Raw genomic sequence first — 18733 nt, 5'->3', positions numbered from 1 at the left:
ATGGAGACCTTACTGCAAAGTTTACCCGTCTTTTTGCTTATTTTTTGTCGAATAACCGCTTTTTTTGTTGTCGTTCCTGTATTTTCTTCACAAGGGGTCCCGACAACCTTTAAGATTGGCATTTCATTTTTTGTAGCATTGGTTGTCTTTAGTGCTAATGGAACAGCGCTAACGATCCCCCAGGATTTCAGTTATATTTTGCTGATTGCCAGAGAGATATTAATAGGATTATTACTAGGTTTCGTTGGATATTTGTTGTTTATGGCGATTCAGACAGCAGGTTCATTTATTGATATTCAGATTGGCTTCGGTATTGCTAATGTTATCGATCCTATGACTGGAACGTCTGCACCAATTCTTGGTAATTTCAAATATATGATAGCCCTGCTAATGTTTCTAAGCATGAATGGTCATCACCATCTGCTAGATGCTATTGTGTACAGTTATAAATGGGTTCCTATGAATAACGATTTATTTCTAGGCATGATTGACGGTAGTTTGTCAGAGTTTCTGGTTCGAACATTTGCTCAGTCCTTTGTACTCGCTTTTCAAATGTCGGCTCCTTTAGTAACTGCGCTGTTTCTGACTGATGTTGGCCTTGCTTTCTTGGCGAGAACGGCTCCGCAATATAATGTATTTGTTATTGGGGTTCCGCTCAAAATCATAATAGGTCTTGCACTTCTTTTAGTGCTGATGCCTGGTCTGGCTGTGCTGTTTCAGAATCTCTTCGATATCATGTTCGAATCCATGGAGAATTTATTGAGTCTCATGGGGAAGAGTCCGTAGGTGACCGTAAGGGGAGCGTATTATGCCTAAGACGAAGCGGTATAGACTGGATCTTCAACAATTCGCCGGTGAAAAAACGGAAAAAGCAACCCCGAAGAAACGGCAAGATGCTCGTAAAAAGGGTCAAGTAGCCAAAAGTTCTGAGCTATCCGGTGCAGTTGTATTGTTATCAGCAGTAGTAAGCTTGATGATGTTTGCTGGATTTATGAAAGAGCGCTTAATGAAGCTGTATATGGACGTATTTCAGAATCAAATGACACTGGAGGTTACTCCTGAGAATATAACACTGCTATTTAATCAATATGGACTACAGATACTGATTTTGCTAGCTCCATTATTTGGAATAGTTTTTGTTATGGCGCTGGTAAGCAATTTGGCACAGGTGGGCTTTATGACCACGGGAGAGGGTATCACCCCTAAATTCAGCAAGCTTAATCCGATAAAAGGGTTCAAAAATATTTTCTCCATGCGTTCGTTTGTCGAGTTCCTGAAATCCATATTTAAGCTTCTAATTATCGCTTATCTGGTATATAGCACTTTATGGGGAGAAAAGAAGAACTTTGCATCCTTGTCGCATATCAGTGCGGAGGGAATTTTTAAATTTGCTTCCAAGCTGACAATGAATCTTGGTTTGAAAATTGGGGCGGCCCTATTGGCAATGGCTTTTTTAGACTACATGTATCAGAAGTACGAGCATGAAAAAAGTCTGAAGATGTCCAAGCAGGATATCAAGGATGAATACAAAAAAATGGAGGGTGACCCTCTAATCAAAGGTAAGATCAGGGAACGCCAACGTAGAATGGCCATGCAGCGTATGATGCAGGAAGTTCCAAATGCGGATGTAATCATTACGAATCCTACGCACTTTGCTGTTGCGCTTAAATATGACGGTACCAAGATGGAAGCACCGCAGATTATAGCGAAAGGGCAGGATTATGTAGCACTTCGCATCCGGGAGCTGGCTAAAGAGCACGGCGTCATGACTATGGAAAACAAACCGCTGGCACGGGCATTATTCCAAAGGGCAGAGATCGGAGATGTCATTCCAAATGATCTGTTCCAGGCTGTGGCTGAGGTGCTGGCATATGTATATAAGCTTAAAGGTAAGAGGAGATAAGGCGGGGGGTTAGGACATTGAAAGCTAAAGATTTAACAGTTTTGCTAGGTATCATCGGGATCGTGCTTATGATGATTCTGCCTATCCCGTCCTGGCTATTGGACGTTTTGCTTGTTATTAATATCTCAATCGCATTAATTATCATTTTGGTTGCTATGAATACGAAAAATGCGCTCGAATTTTCAATTTTTCCTTCACTGCTCCTAGTAACCACACTGTTTCGTCTGTCACTTAATATCTCGACTACAAAACTGATCCTGACTTACGGAGATGCCGGTTCAGTGGTTTCTACTTTCGGTAGTTGGATCGCTGGTGGACAGATTGCGGTTGGATTTATCGTGTTTCTAATTTTGGTAGTAGTACAGTTTATTGTTATTACCAAAGGTTCAGAGCGTGTTGCTGAGGTAGGCGCTAGATTTACCTTGGATGCAATGCCCGGTAAGCAAATGAGTATTGATGCTGATCTTAACGCAGGCATGATTAACGAAACCCAGGCACGTGAGCGTCGTCGTAATGTAGAGCGCGAAGCGGATTTTTTCGGATCCATGGACGGTGCGAGTAAATTCGTAAAAGGAGACGCGATTGCGAGTATTATCATCTTGCTGATCAATCTCATCGGTGGATTTATCATCGGTATGATGGTTCATGGGATGGACTTTGCTACTGCGTTATCCACGTATTCTGTATTGACAATCGGGGACGGTCTCGTCAGCCAAATTCCAGCTTTGCTGATTTCGACAGCAGCCGGCTTAATTGTTACTAGAGCTTCTTCGGAAGGTAATCTGGCAGAAGATTTGACAGGACAGTTGTTGTCCTATCCGAAATTGTTGTATATTGTCGCAGTTACGGTAGCGTTTCTTGGACTCTTTACACCCATACATATGATTACAACGCTCCCATTGGCCGGATTGCTGGCTTTTGCAGCCTACCGTATGGGACAAAATTTAAATAAGAAACAGATTGCCGAAGAGCAACTTGTTGAAGAGAAGCAGATTGAAGAGGTACGAAGTCCGGAAAGTGTCATTAATTTGCTGTCGGTTGATCCCATTGAATTCGAGTTTGGTTATGGTCTTATTCCTTTGGCGGATACAGGTCAGGGAGGCGATCTGTTAGATCGTATCATCATGATTCGACGGCAATGTGCCCTAGAAATGGGTCTTGTAGTACCTGTTATTCGCATTCGCGACAATATTCAACTAAAACCGAATGAATATGTCATAAAAATTAAAGGAAATACAGTCGGCGGTGGTGAATTATTACTTAATCATTACCTTGCAATGAGTCCAGGATATGATGATGAATCTATAAATGGTATTGAGACCATCGAACCATCCTTTGGGCTTCCAGCATTATGGATTGATGAATCGGTTAAAGAGCGGGCTGAATTGTCCGGCTATACTGTAGTAGACCCTCCATCTGTTGTCGCAACACATCTGACGGAGTTAATCAAACGTCATGGACATGAGCTGATAGGAAGACAGGAAACTAAGATGCTGGTGGACAACCTTAGGGATAATTATCCAGTGCTCGTCGACGATCTTATTCCTTCTGTATTGGCGATTGGGGATGTGCAGAAGGTGCTTGCTAAGCTGCTTCGTGAAAAGATATCGATCAGAGATTTGGTTACGATTTTTGAAACATTGGCGGATTATGGGACATACACCAAGGATCCGGATATTCTCACTGAATATGTTCGTCAGTCCTTGTCCAGACAGATTACTCAGCAATTCTCACAAGTAGGAGAGACACTGAAAGTTATCACGGTTGGACCTAATCTTGAAAAGAAAATTTCTGAGAGTGTGCAGCAATCTGAACAGGGAAGTTATTTGGCCCTAGATCCAACTTCGACACAAACGATCTATCAGCGGTTAAGTGAACAGATCAATCGATTGCTGCAGACAGGGCAACAGCCAATAGTGCTCACATCACCAACCATTCGTATGTATTTGCGGCAGGTGATTGAACGAACGATGCAGGACATTCCTGTACTGTCTTATAGCGAGCTAGAGCCTAACATTGAAATACAAAGCGTCGGAGTGGTGAATTTATGAGAGTGAAGCGTTACGTGGTCGATTCGATGCCTGACGCCATGCTTTCCATTCGCAACGAGCTTGGGAGCGAGGCCGTCATTTTAAGTACAAAGGAAATCAAAATCGGCGGATTTTTAGGGTTATTTAAGAAGAAAAAAATAGAAGTTGTAGCAGCAGTAGAAAAGGCAGAGAAGAATAATGTTCCAAAAAAGCCGGCTGCGCCAGCGATGAACATTCCACGGAGTGCAGTACCACAGGCTTATCAAAAAGCGTCATCTGCTTCCACTACACCTTCTATACCTACCGTACCTTCTGTTTCATTAGAAAAGCCAGAAGAGTCACGGACGTTTGCTGAGATTGCCGCAGCCTTATCGGAAGCTATCAATGTACAAGAATCGATAGCCAAGCATCCGGAGCCAGTACCTGAGCAAAAACTTCCTGAATTAAATCTGGAAGATGCACCTTCTGTATCAGCGTTGTATGAATCATTAGGATTAGAACAATCGCCAGAGGTTGCCACTGCTCTCGAAAATGATGTTCTTCGTGAGATTAGAGATATGAAGCTCTGGATGGAGCGAATTGCCAGACAATCCTCAGGTGGAAGAGAACTTCCAGACAGTCTGCAGGAGCTACGGGATCTTTTATTAGAGCAAGAAATGGATGCTGTGCTTGTTGAGGAATGGATCAGTAACATCTCGGAACGTTGGGTAGATGAAGGGCGTACTTGGGGACCAGAGAAATTTATGGGATCTCTTAAAGAACAGATTGATGGTTTCCTGACGGGACGAATTGCTGATGGAATTGCCCAGGATACTCAAATTGTATATATTGCCGGACCCACTGGAGTTGGAAAGACCACAACCATAGCTAAGCTTGCGGCAGAACAGCTATTTAAGCACGGACGCAAGGTAGGTTTTATCACCTCCGATACGTATAGAATCTCAGCTGTTGAACAGTTGCGAACCTATGCTGCTATCCTCAATGTTCCACTGGAGGTTGTCCAATCGCCAGGAGATTTGCAAAGAGCACTCTTTCGCTTGGAGAGTTGTGATCTAGTATTAATGGATACAGCTGGCCGAAATTATCGCAATGATATGCTAGTAGCAGAACTGCAAAGCTTGCTTGCGAAGGAATTGAGAAGTGAAACCTATCTTGTGCTTAGCCTGACCTCCAAAAGCCGTGATATGAAACTTATTGCAGAGCATTTCGGCAGATATAGACTGGATAAGGTTATTTTCACAAAGCTGGATGAGACGGGGAGTTACGGCCCGCTCTTTAATGTCCTGAATGACTTCCCACTTACCTTGTCTTATATGACTGATGGTCAAAATGTACCTGATGATCTGCTTATGGCTACCAAAGGACAGCTTAGTGAGTTGCTTCTTGGAACAGGTGAAACATGATGGATCAGGCACAATCCTTAAGACAGCTTGTATCCAGTCAGGATTCTAAAGTAGCTGTAAGAGGGGGATCATCCGCCAGGATCATTACGGTGTGTAGTGGTAAAGGGGGCGTTGGTAAGTCGAATTTTACACTTAACTTCGCTCTAACTTTAAAGGCTATGGGCAAACGGGTTTTGCTGTTCGATGCAGATATCGGCATGGCTAATATAGATGTGTTGATGGGCGTATCGGCGAGATATAATCTTTATCATTTGTTAAAAAGAGAAGCGGATATCGAGCAGATTATTCAATACGGTCCGAATTCGCTCCCTTTTATAGCTGGTGGCTCTGGAATGGATGAGCTATTTACTCTTTCAGAGTCTGATCTTGATTATTTCACAAATCAGATAGCACTTATCGCGGACAGCATGGATTATATTTTGTTCGATACAGGTGCTGGATTATCTAAGGAAACGATGAAGTTTATAACTTCTGCCGACGATTGCTTAGTCGTTACTACACCAGAACCAACAGCTATCACAGATGCATACGCATTAATGAAGGTTGTGAATCGTACCTATCCTGAGACTTCCTTTAAATTGATTGTGAACCAGGCAGGTGATGAAAGGGAAGCTATATCGACAAGCGACAAGATCCGAATGGCCGCCAGTCGTTTTTTGCAATTAGATATTTCTTATCTTGGTCATATAAGCTCAGATGCCCATGTAGTGCAGGCTGTCAAAAGGCAAACGCCTTTCACATTGGCTTTTCCAAACAGTATTGCTGCAAAGGATATACATCGGCTTGCCCTAAGTTATTTGACCATTGATTCTAAAAAGACCACAAAAGTCCAAGGGATTAAAGGCTTTATCCATAAATGGTTAAAGCGAAGTAAATAGTTGTTCTGAATTTGGGACAGAGGTGGAAATGATATGAAGCCATATAAAGTATTGGTTGTTGATGATTCGGCATTTATGCGCAAGATCATTTCCGATTTAATTGAAAATGACGCTGACTTTCAGGTGACGGCAACAGCAAAAAACGGTCGTGAGGCTATCGAAAAAATCAATGAGCTTCGTCCAGATCTGGTTACTATGGATGTAGAAATGCCAGAAATGAACGGCCTGGAAGCGCTGAAAATAATAATGGCCTCAGACCCTCTGCCAGTGATTATGCTGTCAGGGATCAATGAAGAGGGCATGAAGGAAACCATTCTTGCACTGGAATGGGGCGCTTTTGACTTTATTCGTAAACCTTCGATTACCAACTCTCAGGATATCATGGGAGTGGGAGAATCCTTAAGGGAACAAATGAAAGAGGCTATGATGGCCCGGGAGCAGCGCGAAGCACGTGCTTCTGCATTTAAGTTGCCAGACATACCGCCAGTAGAAGTCGCACCGCCAACTGTACCGAGAGTGATGCCCGGCAAACCCAAGGTAGAACCTAAAGCTTCACTCAAAAATGAAGTGACCAAAAAACCGCGGGTGAAGCAACCGTTAGATCATACTGTTCCTAAAAGAGCAGCAAAACCATTAATCTCTACTCCACCACCTTTATCAGAAAAGAGTAATGCAAGGTCAAGAGTAGAGAATAACGCTACCCCACCAAAACCGTTGCCTAAACCTAAAGTGGAAGTGTCTTCTGACGCTCCTGCAAATCCTCAGGTCCGGAAGTATGGGAGTAATGATCTGCAAAAGTTGGTTGCCGTGGGGTGCTCTACAGGTGGACCACGTGCTCTAAAGGTATTTCTGGAGAAGATTCCTGCAGATTTTCCAGCGCCTATTGTTATTGTGCAGCATATGCCGCCTAACTTTACCAAATCACTAGCCCAGCGACTGAATACCTTCAGCCCGCTAGAAGTGATTGAAGCTGAGCAGGGGATGATATTGCAAAAAGGAACTGCTTATATAGCACCTGGAGGCTATCATTTACAAGTTGTCCCATCCTCTAGAGGGCAATATGCGGTTGTACTCACAAAGGAGGAGGCACGTAATGGCCATCGACCTTCTGTGGATGTTTTATTTGAATCATTGCTGCCGCTCACATCGTTAGAACGTCATTTGTTACTAATGACAGGGATGGGTAGTGATGGGGCAAGAATGATGAAATCCTTATACGACTCTGGGGTAACCTCAACCTTTGCTGAAAGCGAAGAAACTTGTGTCGTATATGGAATGCCGCGATCTGCGGTGGAATTACAGTGCGTCCAGCACGTACTGCCTTTGCAAGAAATTGCTCCAAGGCTGGTGCAAGCTGTTAAATAACAGAAAAGCGAACTCAAAGGGGAGGTGCTCACTGATGGACATGAACCAATATTTATCCATGTTTATTGATGAGTCGAACGATCATCTGCAGTCATTGAACGAGAGCATGATGGGGCTGGAAGCGAATCCTGAGGACATTAGTATTGTACAGGTAATATTCCGCTCTGCGCATACCTTAAAAGGTATGGCAGCAACTATGGGCTTTGAAGATTTGGCTTCACTCACACACCAAATGGAAAATGTTCTTGATTTGGTACGCAACAACAAACTGCGCATGCAGGATTTCATTTTTGATACGTTGTTCAAAAGTTTGGATGCCTTGGAGTCTATGGTTGAGGATATTACGGGAGGAGGCGAGGGTAAAGCGGATGTTTCGTCTATCGTCTCCTCCTTACAGGCTATAGTCCGGGGAGAGATTCCTGTTGCGGGTGGTGAGGCAGCTTCTGTCTCAGGACCTGCTGCACAAGCGGTTGAAACCCCGATTCATTTAGATGAGTTTCAATTTTCTGTTCTAGAACAGTCGATTCAAGAAGGACATCAAGTATTATATGTGGACGTAACCATTCGCAAGGATTGTCAGCTTAAGGCAGTACGTGCATATATGGTGTTTGATCTTTTGGAGCGTTCAGGTGAAGTGGTTAAATCCTTCCCATCCGTTCAGGATATTGAACAAGAGAAATTTGATCAAAGCTTCTCTCTCTATTACATAACTCAAAAAAGTGCTGATCAAATTCAGGCTATGATACTAAATCTGTCTGAGATTGATAAGGTATCGGCAGTAGCATTGGATCAAGACTCTCTGCAACAGCTGGGTCAAGAAACAGCAGCAGCAGCCTCTGAAGTGGCTGCCACGACTACTGAGGCTCCAGCAGCAGCTGCACCTGCGGCTTCTGCCGCTAAACCCCTGCCAACCAAAGAAGAGGGCAACAAACCGGCAGCTCATAAAACAGGTGGGGCACCATCACGTACCATTCGTGTAGATATTGAACGTTTGGACGTGTTGATGAATTTATTCAGTGAACTTCTTATCGACCGTGTCCGATTGGAACAGCTGGCTTCTGAGGTTCAAAATGGTGATCTTACAGAAACGGTTGAGCATATGGGCCGGGTAAGCGGAGATCTCCAGAATATTGTAATGAAGCTGCGGATGGTTCCAGTAGATACAGTATTTAACCGATTCCCACGTATGATTCGTGATCTTGCCAAGTCACTAGACAAAAAAGTAGATCTTATCATCACAGGAGCAGAAACTGAGCTAGACCGAACGGTCATTGACGAAATCGGGGATCCGCTGGTGCATTTATTGCGTAATGCAGTTGACCATGGTATTGAATCCATTGCGGATCGTGTTGCTGCTGGTAAGCCGGAGACCGGAACGGTCTATTTGCGGGCTTTCCACAGTGGTAATCACGTCTTCATTGAGATCGAGGAAGATGGAACAGGGATTTATCCGGAGAAGGTTCTGAAATCTGCTGTGAAGAAGGGTGTTATAACACAAGAGCAGGCAGCCAATATGTCAGACGATGAAGCTTTTCAGTTGTTATTTGCCCCAGGCTTCAGTACAGCAGAGGTCATTTCTGATGTTTCAGGCCGCGGGGTAGGGCTGGATGTAGTGAAATCTAAGATTTCTTCTTTAGGCGGCAATGTAACGATTTATTCTGCTCCAGGTAAAGGAACAAATTTCTCAGTGCAGCTGCCTTTAACTCTATCAATCATTGCTGCAATGCTTATCCGATTAGGTTCCGAGAAGTATGCCATTCCTTTGACCTCTATAGTGGAAACCGGAATCGTGAAGCAATCTCAGATCCGTACAATCCATGGCAATAAAATGGTAGAATTCCGTGATTCGCATATTCCTCTGGTTTCGCTAAGTCGTCTCTTTTCAGTACCAGATTATGATGAGAGTACCGAAGAAGAAACAGAAATCGTAGTGGTGCGCAAGGGAGAAAGATTAGTTGCCTTAGCAGTACAGGATTTTATTGGCCAGAACGAGGTTGTGATTAAGAATCTGGGTAAATATTTGCCTGATGTACAAGGAATATCTGGCGCAACCATTCTTGGTGATGGTCAAGTAGCACTTATTATTGATCCGAACGCTTTTATTAAATAACTAGGATAGAACAGGGAGGTTCATTCCATGGCTGAAGATATTAAAGTGATAGTGTTTAAATTAGGCGTAGAGGAATATGGAATTGAAGTTGAAAAGGTACAAACTATTGAGCGCATGATGCCCATTACTCGTGTACCTAAGACCTATTCATTTATCAAAGGTGTAATTAATTTACGTGGGGTTGTTATTCCTGTAATTGATCTACGGGGCCGTTTCGGCATCGAAGAGGCTGAACACACCGATCAGACAAGAATCATCATCGTGTCTGTTAATGAAATGGAAGTAGGCTTCATTGTAGACTCTGCAAATGATGTTATAGATTTGAACAGAGATTCTATTGATACACCTCCTGATGTTGTTGGCGGCATCAAGGCAAAGTATTTGGATGGGGTGGCCAAGATTGGAGACGAGCGCTTACTGATTATGCTTAACTTGTCAGAAGTGCTTAACAAAAGCGAAATCGTTCAATTAGAAAGCCTAGAGGGCTAACCTGTGGAACTATTTAAGCACTATAAGGATTTCAAAATGGATGTGCTTAAGGAAGTTGGGAACATTGGAGCTGGAAATGCAGCCACCGCATTATCACAGCTCTTGAATAAGCCGATAGATATGGCTGTTCCTAAGGTACAGCTCCTTAACTTTGAAGAAATAACAGATAAAGTTGGCGGAGCCGAAGAACTTGTATATGCGGTGTTTCTACGTGTGGAGGGTGAAGCTCCAGGTAACCTGTTTTTCATTCTGTCACCAGAAGCGGCTATGAACTTGCTTAGTCGTATTGCGGGCATTGAGCTATCGAGTAATGAAGAGCTTGGAGAAATGGAACTCTCTGCACTAAGCGAAATTGGCAATATTTTGGCAGGATCGTATCTTTCTTCTCTAGCAGATTTCACCGCACTTTCTATGTATCCAACGGTGCCGGCCCTTGCTATGGACATGGCTGGCGCTATCCTTAGCTACGGTCTGCTGCAATTCGGGCAGATGGGGGACGATGCATTGTTGATCGACACTACCTTCTTCGAAGGGAAAAACGAAATTGAAGGGCAATTTTTCCTTATTCCCGATCCGGAATCATTCCCGAAAATCTTCAAATCGCTAGGAGTTCCTTTTGAAAATGATTGAAGAACAAAGCATTATTAAAGTAGGGATGGCGGATCTTAACGTGGGTAGCCAAGACAGTTTAATTCGTACCACAGGTCTTGGCTCCTGCGTGGGATTAACATTGTTTGACCCTGGAAAAAAGCTTGCAGGGATGGCGCATGTAATGCTCCCATCATCTGAGATTGCTAGGGAAGGGCAGTTAAACATCGCTAAGTTTGCAGATACTGCAGTGCCGGAGCTCTTATCCCGTCTGCTAGAGCTTGGGGCGGTTCGGAGCCGGATCGTAGCCAAGATGGCCGGAGGTTCACAAATGTTTGCCTTTGCCGGGGGGAGCGACACCATGAGGATCGGGCCTCGTAATGTTGAATCTTGTAAACTAGCACTTGAAAATTTAAAAATTCCGTTAATCGCAGAAGACACAGGCGGCAATTATGGCCGTACGATAGAAATAGCCTGCAACACTGGTATATTGTTTATTCGCAGTGTGCAAAAAGGCGCTAAGGAACTATAATTATGAATATGATTGGAAACATTTTGATAAACTTGGTGTCGGGTTTGGTAGGTTTCATATTTACCTTTTTTGTAACCTACAGTAACAATGTATTGGGTACTAGTTTATTAAGAAGCCTAATTGCATTTATCATCTGGTTTCTGCTTGCTTTCCTCGTAAGATGGGTATTGGGTTTTATTATGATTCAAACATCGCCTCCGGATGAAGTGGATACTGGTGGTGAAGAACTTGGGGCGAAGCTGGATATCAGCACGCCTAATGAGGATGAAGAATTAATCAATCTACTAAAACCGAAGCCAGGACAAGGAAACGAAAATAGCGAGGGATTTAAGCCTCTTACACCTCCTAAGCTAGTTTCGATGAAGGATCCTGAAGAATTGGCCAAGGCCGTTCGTCACCTGAAAGAAGAATAAGTGAGGGCTGAGGCGGAATCGGTGATCTTATTGGAAGGTACATTTCGCCGCGAATGCTCGCTGACTAAACTTTGGGAAGGGTGAAAGCTATTGAACGAGCGTAAAGCTTCTCAATTGGAAACTGACGAGCTATGGGAACAGTGGAAAGAACACAGAGACCCTGATGCCAAAAAGAAGCTGATAGAGAGTTATCTCCATATTGTTGATTATGTATCCAGTCGTTTGGCTGTGGGATTACCCAAAAATGTATCCAAAGATGATTTAGCCAGTAATGGGGTTATGGGACTAATTGATGCGATTGAGAAATTCGACTACAAACGAGGATTGCAATTTCAGACCTATGCGTCCTGGCGTGTGCGTGGTGCGATATTAGATTCATTACGCCAAAGTGATTGGGTACCTAGATCCGTTAGGGAAAAAGCTAAAAAAATTGAGGACGCTTATCAGCAGCTGGAGCAGAAGCACTTAAGGTCAGTTAGTGACGAGGAAATGAGCCAATACCTTAATATTAGTGAACTGGAATTTCAAAATATGTTGCAGGATGTGGCTGTGATGTCACTTTGTTCACTGGAAGACCCGATTCGTGAAGAGGAATCAGAGACCCGAATGTCCATACTGGTGGACGATAAAGCTAAGAATCCGGATAGCAAGGTAAATGAATTCTACTTGCGCGAAGCGCTCACCAAAGGTATTGAGAAATTAACGGTGAAAGAAAGGACCGTTGTGTCCCTTTTATATTATGAAGATTTATCTTTAAGTGAGATTGCTGAGGTCATGTCGTTATCTCCTTCAAGAATTTCGCAGTTGCATTCCAAAGCTATTTTGCGGCTGAGGGGAACGCTCGAGAAGAACCGTGATCTCCTTATGCAGAACGATTAACCGTTAGCGGTGACAAGGGGGAGCAAAATTTGATCGGTCAATATGCTTTGAATCAGTACTTGAGTATAACTTTTTCGGAGGACAAAGGAATCGCGTATTTGCAGTTCTCCAAAAAGGATGAGAATTTTTCCTGCTCATCTACAGAACTGGAAGCCTTCCTGCACAGTCACAATATTCGCTACGGTATCAAGAGTGATGTTGTCGAACGTATTAGTAGTCATCCTGAGGAGTTTTTTTGGAGTAAAGTTCCGATTGCTGCAGGTTATCCTGCTGTGCATGGCACGGATGGACGAGTTATGCTTACAGTTGATCTGGAAGAGGACCGCAAACCGCTTGAGAAAGCGGACGGTAAGGTCGACTACAAGGACTTGGTCCGGCTTCGTAATGTGCTTAAAGGAAAGTTAATAGCTAAAATTATCCCTGCCCAGCCTGGAAAGTTAGGGATGACTGTAACTGGTGATGAGCTTGCTTTCAAGGCTGGAAAGGAAGCTCATTTTAAAATCGGGAAAAATGTACTCATTGATAACGATGGCACTTCGATGTACGCAGCGATTGATGGACTGGTCACGTTAACTGATAACGGGAAAATCAATGTGTTTCCTGTATATGAAGTGAATGGTGATGTCGATTACGGCACTGGAAATATTGATTTTGTAGGTACAGTCGTCATACGTGGGAATGTCCTTTCAGGCTTTACGGTAAAGTCTGCCGGTGATATTCGGGTTGTAGGCGGCGTTGAAGGTGCAGAGTTAATCTCTGGGGGCTCCATTGAAATTACTGGTGGAATTATCGGATATAACAAAGGCCAAGTTACCGCTGGAAAAAGTGTGAAGGTTTCTTTCATTCAAGATGGAAACGTAACCGCTGGGGAAGATGTAATTGTTTCTCAGAGTATTATGCACTCCAATATACGTGCTGGTAGAGATGTTATCTGTAACGGCTCTAAAGGTTTGATAGTGGGTGGAATCGTTCAGTCTGGAGAAAGAGTTGTAGCAAGAACTATAGGTAACACCATGTCCACTGCGACTGTGATTGAGGTAGGCGTGGTTCCAGAGCTTAGAAATGAGATTAACGAACTTCGTCAAGAGCTGCGGCAGCTGCTGGAGAACGAGGATAAAACCTCTAAAGCTTTGTATCTATTAAATCAATTGGCTACTAACGGTCAGCTCCCTGCAGATAAAGTGGCGCTTCGCGTCAAATTAAATGCTACTAAACAATCCCATCAACGTGAAGAAAAAAGAATTAAAGAACGAGTGCTAGAGATAGAAAGAATGTTAGAAGATACAGGTAGAGCGAGAGTTGAGGTTATCAAAACCATTTATGGCGGTTCAAAGATCATGATCGGCAGATATACCCGATTTGTTAAGGATGCTACGGAGCGGGTTGTGTTTATTTACAGTGATGGGGATATATCTTTAACGCCGTACAATTAATCGGGCGGGCAGCATTTGCGGCCGGCCATTACTTGTGAGAGAAGGGTTAAGATGAGCCTAAAACCGGTGGAACTGCAAATTGCTTTGCCTCGCACCACGGAGGCGGGCAAGCTTCAGAATGAATCTCAGCAACGTCCTGCTATCGACCAACATCAATTGGCTGGGCAAAATGTAAAACAAAGTCAGGAATTGGCCATGCGGAGCACTGAAGTGGATGAGTCTTCTGAATCAGCTTTACGGGATGGCGGTGGAAAAGGCAATCAGCATTCAGGTGGCAATTCTTCGTCAGATAAACATTCGAACCCGCCTGCAACCCGTGATGCTGAGCATCCTTACAAAGGCCAACGCATTGATCTAAGTCTTTAATAAGAATCTACACGAATCTACATCTGATATGTAAAAGGAGATAAGGCACTTGCAACCATGGGTTTATATTGTGCTAGTAGGTGTCGCCGCTATTCTTTATGCCCTTTTACTTCCCGCACGTGTAAAGGAAGGAAAAGCTAATCAGCAAAGCCTCAAAGAAACAGAGGCTGCGCTTGAGCTATATATGGCAGACATAGAGCGCGAGAATGAGGAACTGGTACAATTAGTTAGTAGTATTAAACAACAATCGCAAACTAATCATAATGTACTGCAGGGACAGGTTAATGAATTACAGAGTCAAGTGGTAGAGTTGCAGAACAGCTCTTTAAAGCTAGAAGCACGAGTGGCCGAGGAAGAGAAGAGTTTGAAAGAACTTGCAGTGTCGGTTGAACAAGGTTCGAAGGTTAAAGTTGGTGTAAACGAAGATCCGTCTCTCCCAGCAGAGATGAGTTCAGTGTCGCCAGATGTGAAAGCGAAACCTATTAGTTCGATAAAATTACGTTACCCAAGATTGTTTGAACTGCATGAGCAGGGCAAATCGATAGACTCCATTGCCAAGACAGCTGGACTTCAGCGAGGGGAAGTGCAACTGATTCTGCAACTTGCCAAACAGGAGGAATCGGTATGATTAAGAACCGTTCATTCTTGTTCGGGCTAGGCACAGGACTAATTACTGGCGCTTTATTACTTCAATTAATGATCTCCGGTGGAGCGGCTCCACTTACCAAAGAACAAGTTCTACAGGGTGCGGAGAAACTGAATATGAAAGTCATCGATGAAGCTGCAGTACCTTCCTCAGGGGAAACTGAGAATGATAATAAAGAGGAAGTCACAGAGACCGGGGGGCCGACAGCAGAAAGCAAGGAGAACGTCAGCCCCTCTGCGCCGGCGGCTGCAGCCTCCCCCACGCCGGCAGTGTCACCTACAACGCCTGAGAGCTCTGATAAAGCCATTGCGCCGAACAAGCCATCTACGCCTACTAACGGCAAGGTTGAGCAGCCAAAGGTCACTCCAAAGGCCAGTGCCGCTCCAACCGCTGTAGCTCCTGTAACGCCTAAAGTCACAGCAAATGCTAGTGTTTCTGTTCGAATTCCATCTGGCAGCACATTGACCGCAACAACAGATATTTTAGCGAAGGCTGGCGTCATTAAAGATAAGTCTACTTTTCTAGAGGCTGCAAACAAACGTAAGATTAATACCAAAATTCAATCCGGTTCTTATAGCTTTAATAAGGGAGAAAGTATTGACTCCATAATAGAGAAATTAATAACTTTAAAGTGATCGTTGCATACACTGAGATAATATGGTATAGTAATTGACGGTGTTAAAACACACGCCGGTTGATTTCGACAAGGGGTGCTTTCTTCTGAAGAAAGTCTTGCTGAAAGATGACGCATGGCGGAGGAGACACACAATAAACCAAACTTAGGAGGTGTGTGAAGATGGCAGTAATCTCCATGAAACAGCTTCTAGAAGCTGGGGTACACTTCGGTCACCAGACTCGTCGTTGGAACCCAAAGATGGATCGTTATATCTTCACTGAAAGAAACGGAATTTACATTATTGACTTGCAAAAAACAGTCAAAAAGGTAGAGGAAGCTTACAACTTTGTAAAAAGCGTCGCTGGTGACAACGGCACAATCCTATTCGTAGGAACAAAGAAACAAGCTCAAGATTCCGTAAAAGAAGAAGCAGAACGTTCCGGTATGTTCTTCATTAACCAACGTTGGTTGGGCGGAACTCTTACCAACTTCCAAACTATCCAAAAGCGTATTGATCGCTTGAAGAAATTGGAATCTTGGGAAGAAGACGGTACTTTTGAAGTACTACCTAAGAAAGAAGTTATCCTTCTTCGCAAAGAGAAAGATCGTCTTGAAAAATTCTTGGGCGGTATCAAGAACATGAAAGGTCTTCCAAGCGCGCTGTTCATCATTGACCCGCGTAAAGAGCGTATTGCAGTTGCAGAAGCTCGCAAATTGGGTATTCCAATCGTAGCTATCGTTGATACTAACTGTGATCCAGACGAAATCGACTACGTAATTCCAGGTAACGACGACGCTATCCGCGCTGTTAAATTGTTGACTGGTAAAATGGCAGACGCTGTTGTTGAAGCTCACCAAGGCGAAGACACAACTACTGCTTAAGTAGCGACTAACACATACAAGAACTTAAATGAAAAGGGTGGTTGGCAGGTGGATAACCTCTCACTGCCCTTTTTTTAGGATAAAGGCCTTGAATAATGTAAGAAAACGACAATTACCTGGAGGGAATAAACAATGGCAGTTGATGCAAAAGCAGTAAAAGAACTTCGTGAAAGAACAGGCGCTGGTATGCTTGATTGTAAAAAAGCGCTTGAAGAAGCTAATAACGATATCACTAAAGCAGCAGAATTGCTTCGTGAAAAAGGTCTGTCTGCAGCAGCGAACAAAGCAGGACGTATTGCTACTGAAGGCGTTGTAGAATCTTACATCCACGCTGGCGGCCGTATTGGTGTACTTGTAGAAATCAACTGCGAAACTGACTTTGTTGGTAAAACAGATTCCTTCAAGGAATTTGCTCGCGATATCGCTATGCAAATCGCTGCAGCAAACCCACGTTATGTTCGTCGTGAAGAAGTTCCACAAGAAGATGTTGAGAAAGAAAAAGAAATCCTGAAAGCTCAAGCTTTGAACGAAGGTAAGCCTGAGAAAATCATTGAAAAAATGGTTGAAGGACGTATTGGTAAATATTACGAAGAATATTGCTTGCTTGAGCAAACTTTCGTTAAAGACCCTGACAAAACAATCTCCCAATTGTTGAATGAAAAAATCAGCACCATCGGAGAAAACATCTCGATCCGTCGTTTTGCTCGTTTTGAACTAGGCGAAGGTTTGGAAAAGAAAGTGGATAACTTTGTTGAAGAAGTTATGGCACAAGTTAATCAATAATAGTTTCATCATAAATGTGAAGAATTGAATAAAGGCAAGCATCAGAAGAGCGGAACACGTACACGTAGTGTTCCGTCTTTTGCAGAAAGTGAGGGTATACATTTGGAACAGCCGGTATTTAAGAGAGTAGTCCTTAAGGTAAGTGGAGAGTCTTTGGCAGGACAAAACGGATATGGTATTGATGCCGACATGATTATTTCCATCGCTGAACAGATCAAGGAAGTTGTAGAACTTGGCGTTCAGGTTGCGATTGTTTGTGGCGGGGGGAACATTTGGCGCGGGATCGCGGGCAGCGCAAGCGGCATAGATCGCGCTACTGCAGATTATATGGGCATGCTGGCAACAGTAATGAACTCACTTGCACTGCAGGATGCATTGGAGCAAATCGATGTGCCAACAAGAGTACAGACTTCGATCTCGATGCAGCAAATTGCTGAACCATACATTCGTCGTCGTGCGATTCGCCACTTGGAGAAGGGCCGTGTTGTTATTTTTGCAGCAGGCACAGGTAACCCATTCTTCTCAACAGATACTACTGCAGCGCTTAGAGCGGCAGAGATCGAAGCAGAAGTTATTCTGATGGCGAAAAATAAGGTTGATGGAGTATATTCTGCTGATCCGTTCAAAGATAGTACCGCTGAGAAATTCGAACAGCTTACTTATATGGATGTTCTGAACAAAAACCTCGGTGTTATGGATTCAACAGCTTCATCTTTATGCATGGATAACAATATACCGCTCATTGTATTTGCCATTACAGAACAAGGCAATATCAAACGTGTCGTTCTCGGTGAGAAGATCGGAACGATTGTTAAAGGGAGTGTAGATTAATGCCACAATCGGTCAAAAAAAATGCAGAAGAGCGTATGGAAAAAGCGATTTCATCGCTGAAACGTGACTTGGCGACATTACGTGCAGGACGTGCAACAACATCGCTTCTCGATCGTATTCAAGTTGAATATTACGGGGCACCTACTCCAATTAATCAGCTGGCCAACATTAGTACTCCGGATTCCCGGACACTGTTGATTCAGCCGTGGGACAAAACATCGATGTCTGATATTGAACGGGCGATCATGAAATCCGATATCGGATTGACACCTGCCAATGACGGCACCATTATTCGTCTTTCTATCCCTCCGCTGACTGAAGAGCGTCGGACGGACTTGGTTAAGCTGACTAAGAAATTTGGTGAAGAAGCGAAAGTAGCGATCCGCAACATTCGCCGTGATGCCAACGATGATATTAAAAAGATGGAGAAAAACGGTATCTCTGAAGATGAGTCCCGTGGCCATCAGGAAGACATTCAAAAAACAACGGATAAGTTCATAGCCGAAGTTGACAAAGTGCTTGTTTCCAAAGAAAAAGAGATTATGGAAGTTTAATGATATTCAAGAGACTTAAGGCCCCTCCGTTA

The 18733-nt window shown here is 43.6% G+C and carries 20 protein-coding genes; all 20 read left to right on the top strand.

Going from position 1 to position 18733, the window contains the following annotated elements:
- Entirely contained in the window at positions 1 to 786 is a 786-nt protein-coding gene (gene fliR, locus MKY14_RS09600; protein WP_340976377.1) for a flagellar biosynthetic protein FliR, read from the top strand.
- Positions 787 to 808: 22 nt separating this feature from the next.
- Complete coding sequence (flhB, locus tag MKY14_RS09595) at positions 809 to 1903, top strand: flagellar biosynthesis protein FlhB (RefSeq protein ID WP_340976376.1); 1095 nt, start codon at positions 809 to 811, stop codon at positions 1901 to 1903.
- A 17-nt stretch (positions 1904 to 1920) separates the two neighbouring features.
- Positions 1921 to 3954: a flagellar biosynthesis protein FlhA gene (gene flhA / locus MKY14_RS09590; RefSeq protein WP_340976375.1), complete on the top strand. Its 2034-nt coding sequence runs from the start codon at positions 1921 to 1923 to the stop codon at positions 3952 to 3954.
- Entirely contained in the window at positions 3951 to 5336 is a 1386-nt protein-coding gene (gene flhF, locus MKY14_RS09585; RefSeq protein ID WP_340976373.1) for a flagellar biosynthesis protein FlhF, read from the top strand. The genes flhA and flhF overlap by 4 nt, the downstream gene beginning before the upstream one ends.
- A complete protein-coding gene (locus MKY14_RS09580; protein WP_076190887.1) occupies positions 5333 to 6214 on the top strand; it encodes a MinD/ParA family protein in 882 nt (293 codons plus the stop codon). Before flhF ends, MKY14_RS09580 begins: the two co-directional genes overlap by 4 nt.
- Before the next feature lie 33 nt (positions 6215 to 6247).
- Positions 6248 to 7579, top strand: a complete 1332-nt coding sequence (locus MKY14_RS09575) for a protein-glutamate methylesterase/protein-glutamine glutaminase (protein WP_076127819.1) — start codon at positions 6248 to 6250, stop codon at positions 7577 to 7579.
- A gap of 34 nt (positions 7580 to 7613) precedes the next feature.
- A complete protein-coding gene (locus tag MKY14_RS09570) occupies positions 7614 to 9689 on the top strand; it encodes a chemotaxis protein CheA (protein WP_248548837.1) in 2076 nt (691 codons plus the stop codon).
- Between the two features lie 27 nt (positions 9690 to 9716).
- Entirely contained in the window at positions 9717 to 10178 is a 462-nt protein-coding gene (locus MKY14_RS09565; RefSeq protein WP_036688501.1) for a chemotaxis protein CheW, read from the top strand.
- A 36-nt stretch (positions 10179 to 10214) separates the two neighbouring features.
- Positions 10215 to 10808, top strand: a complete 594-nt coding sequence (locus MKY14_RS09560) for a chemotaxis protein CheC (RefSeq protein ID WP_282579874.1) — start codon at positions 10215 to 10217, stop codon at positions 10806 to 10808.
- A complete protein-coding gene (locus tag MKY14_RS09555) occupies positions 10801 to 11298 on the top strand; it encodes a chemotaxis protein CheD (RefSeq protein ID WP_036688499.1) in 498 nt (165 codons plus the stop codon). The genes MKY14_RS09560 and MKY14_RS09555 overlap by 8 nt, the downstream gene beginning before the upstream one ends.
- 2 nt (positions 11299 to 11300) lie before the next feature.
- Positions 11301 to 11711 carry a hypothetical protein gene (locus MKY14_RS09550; RefSeq protein ID WP_370510671.1) on the top strand — a complete coding sequence of 137 codons (411 nt, stop codon included), beginning with the start codon at positions 11301 to 11303 and terminating at the stop codon, positions 11709 to 11711.
- A 90-nt stretch (positions 11712 to 11801) separates the two neighbouring features.
- Positions 11802 to 12590 carry a FliA/WhiG family RNA polymerase sigma factor gene (locus MKY14_RS09545; protein ID WP_076127824.1) on the top strand — a complete coding sequence of 263 codons (789 nt, stop codon included), beginning with the start codon at positions 11802 to 11804 and terminating at the stop codon, positions 12588 to 12590.
- 29 nt (positions 12591 to 12619) lie between these two features.
- A complete protein-coding gene (locus MKY14_RS09540) occupies positions 12620 to 14023 on the top strand; it encodes a DUF342 domain-containing protein (protein ID WP_036688497.1) in 1404 nt (467 codons plus the stop codon).
- A gap of 51 nt (positions 14024 to 14074) precedes the next feature.
- Positions 14075 to 14389 (top strand): hypothetical protein, encoded by a 315-nt coding sequence (locus tag MKY14_RS09535; RefSeq protein WP_076127826.1) that lies wholly within the window; start codon positions 14075 to 14077, stop codon positions 14387 to 14389.
- A 49-nt stretch (positions 14390 to 14438) separates the two neighbouring features.
- Positions 14439 to 15017, top strand: coding sequence for a hypothetical protein (locus MKY14_RS09530; RefSeq protein WP_076279614.1), 579 nt, complete (start codon positions 14439 to 14441; stop codon positions 15015 to 15017).
- Entirely contained in the window at positions 15014 to 15670 is a 657-nt protein-coding gene (locus MKY14_RS09525; RefSeq protein ID WP_340976371.1) for an endolytic transglycosylase MltG, read from the top strand. Before MKY14_RS09530 ends, MKY14_RS09525 begins: the two co-directional genes overlap by 4 nt.
- A gap of 161 nt (positions 15671 to 15831) precedes the next feature.
- Entirely contained in the window at positions 15832 to 16533 is a 702-nt protein-coding gene (gene rpsB / locus MKY14_RS09520; protein ID WP_036688493.1) for a 30S ribosomal protein S2, read from the top strand.
- A gap of 132 nt (positions 16534 to 16665) precedes the next feature.
- Positions 16666 to 17316, top strand: coding sequence for a translation elongation factor Ts (gene tsf, locus MKY14_RS09515; RefSeq protein ID WP_036688492.1), 651 nt, complete (start codon positions 16666 to 16668; stop codon positions 17314 to 17316).
- A gap of 102 nt (positions 17317 to 17418) precedes the next feature.
- Positions 17419 to 18147 (top strand): UMP kinase, encoded by a 729-nt coding sequence (gene pyrH / locus MKY14_RS09510; RefSeq protein WP_036688491.1) that lies wholly within the window; start codon positions 17419 to 17421, stop codon positions 18145 to 18147.
- Positions 18147 to 18701 (top strand): ribosome recycling factor, encoded by a 555-nt coding sequence (gene frr, locus MKY14_RS09505; RefSeq protein WP_076127832.1) that lies wholly within the window; start codon positions 18147 to 18149, stop codon positions 18699 to 18701. The genes pyrH and frr overlap by 1 nt, the downstream gene beginning before the upstream one ends.
- The last annotated feature ends 32 nt before the right edge of the window (positions 18702 to 18733 follow it).

Source organism: Paenibacillus sp. FSL R5-0887 (genome assembly GCF_038002305.1).
Classification (GTDB): domain Bacteria; phylum Bacillota; class Bacilli; order Paenibacillales; family Paenibacillaceae; genus Paenibacillus_AQ; species Paenibacillus_AQ odorifer.
This window is presented reverse-complemented; position numbering and strand designations above follow the sequence as displayed.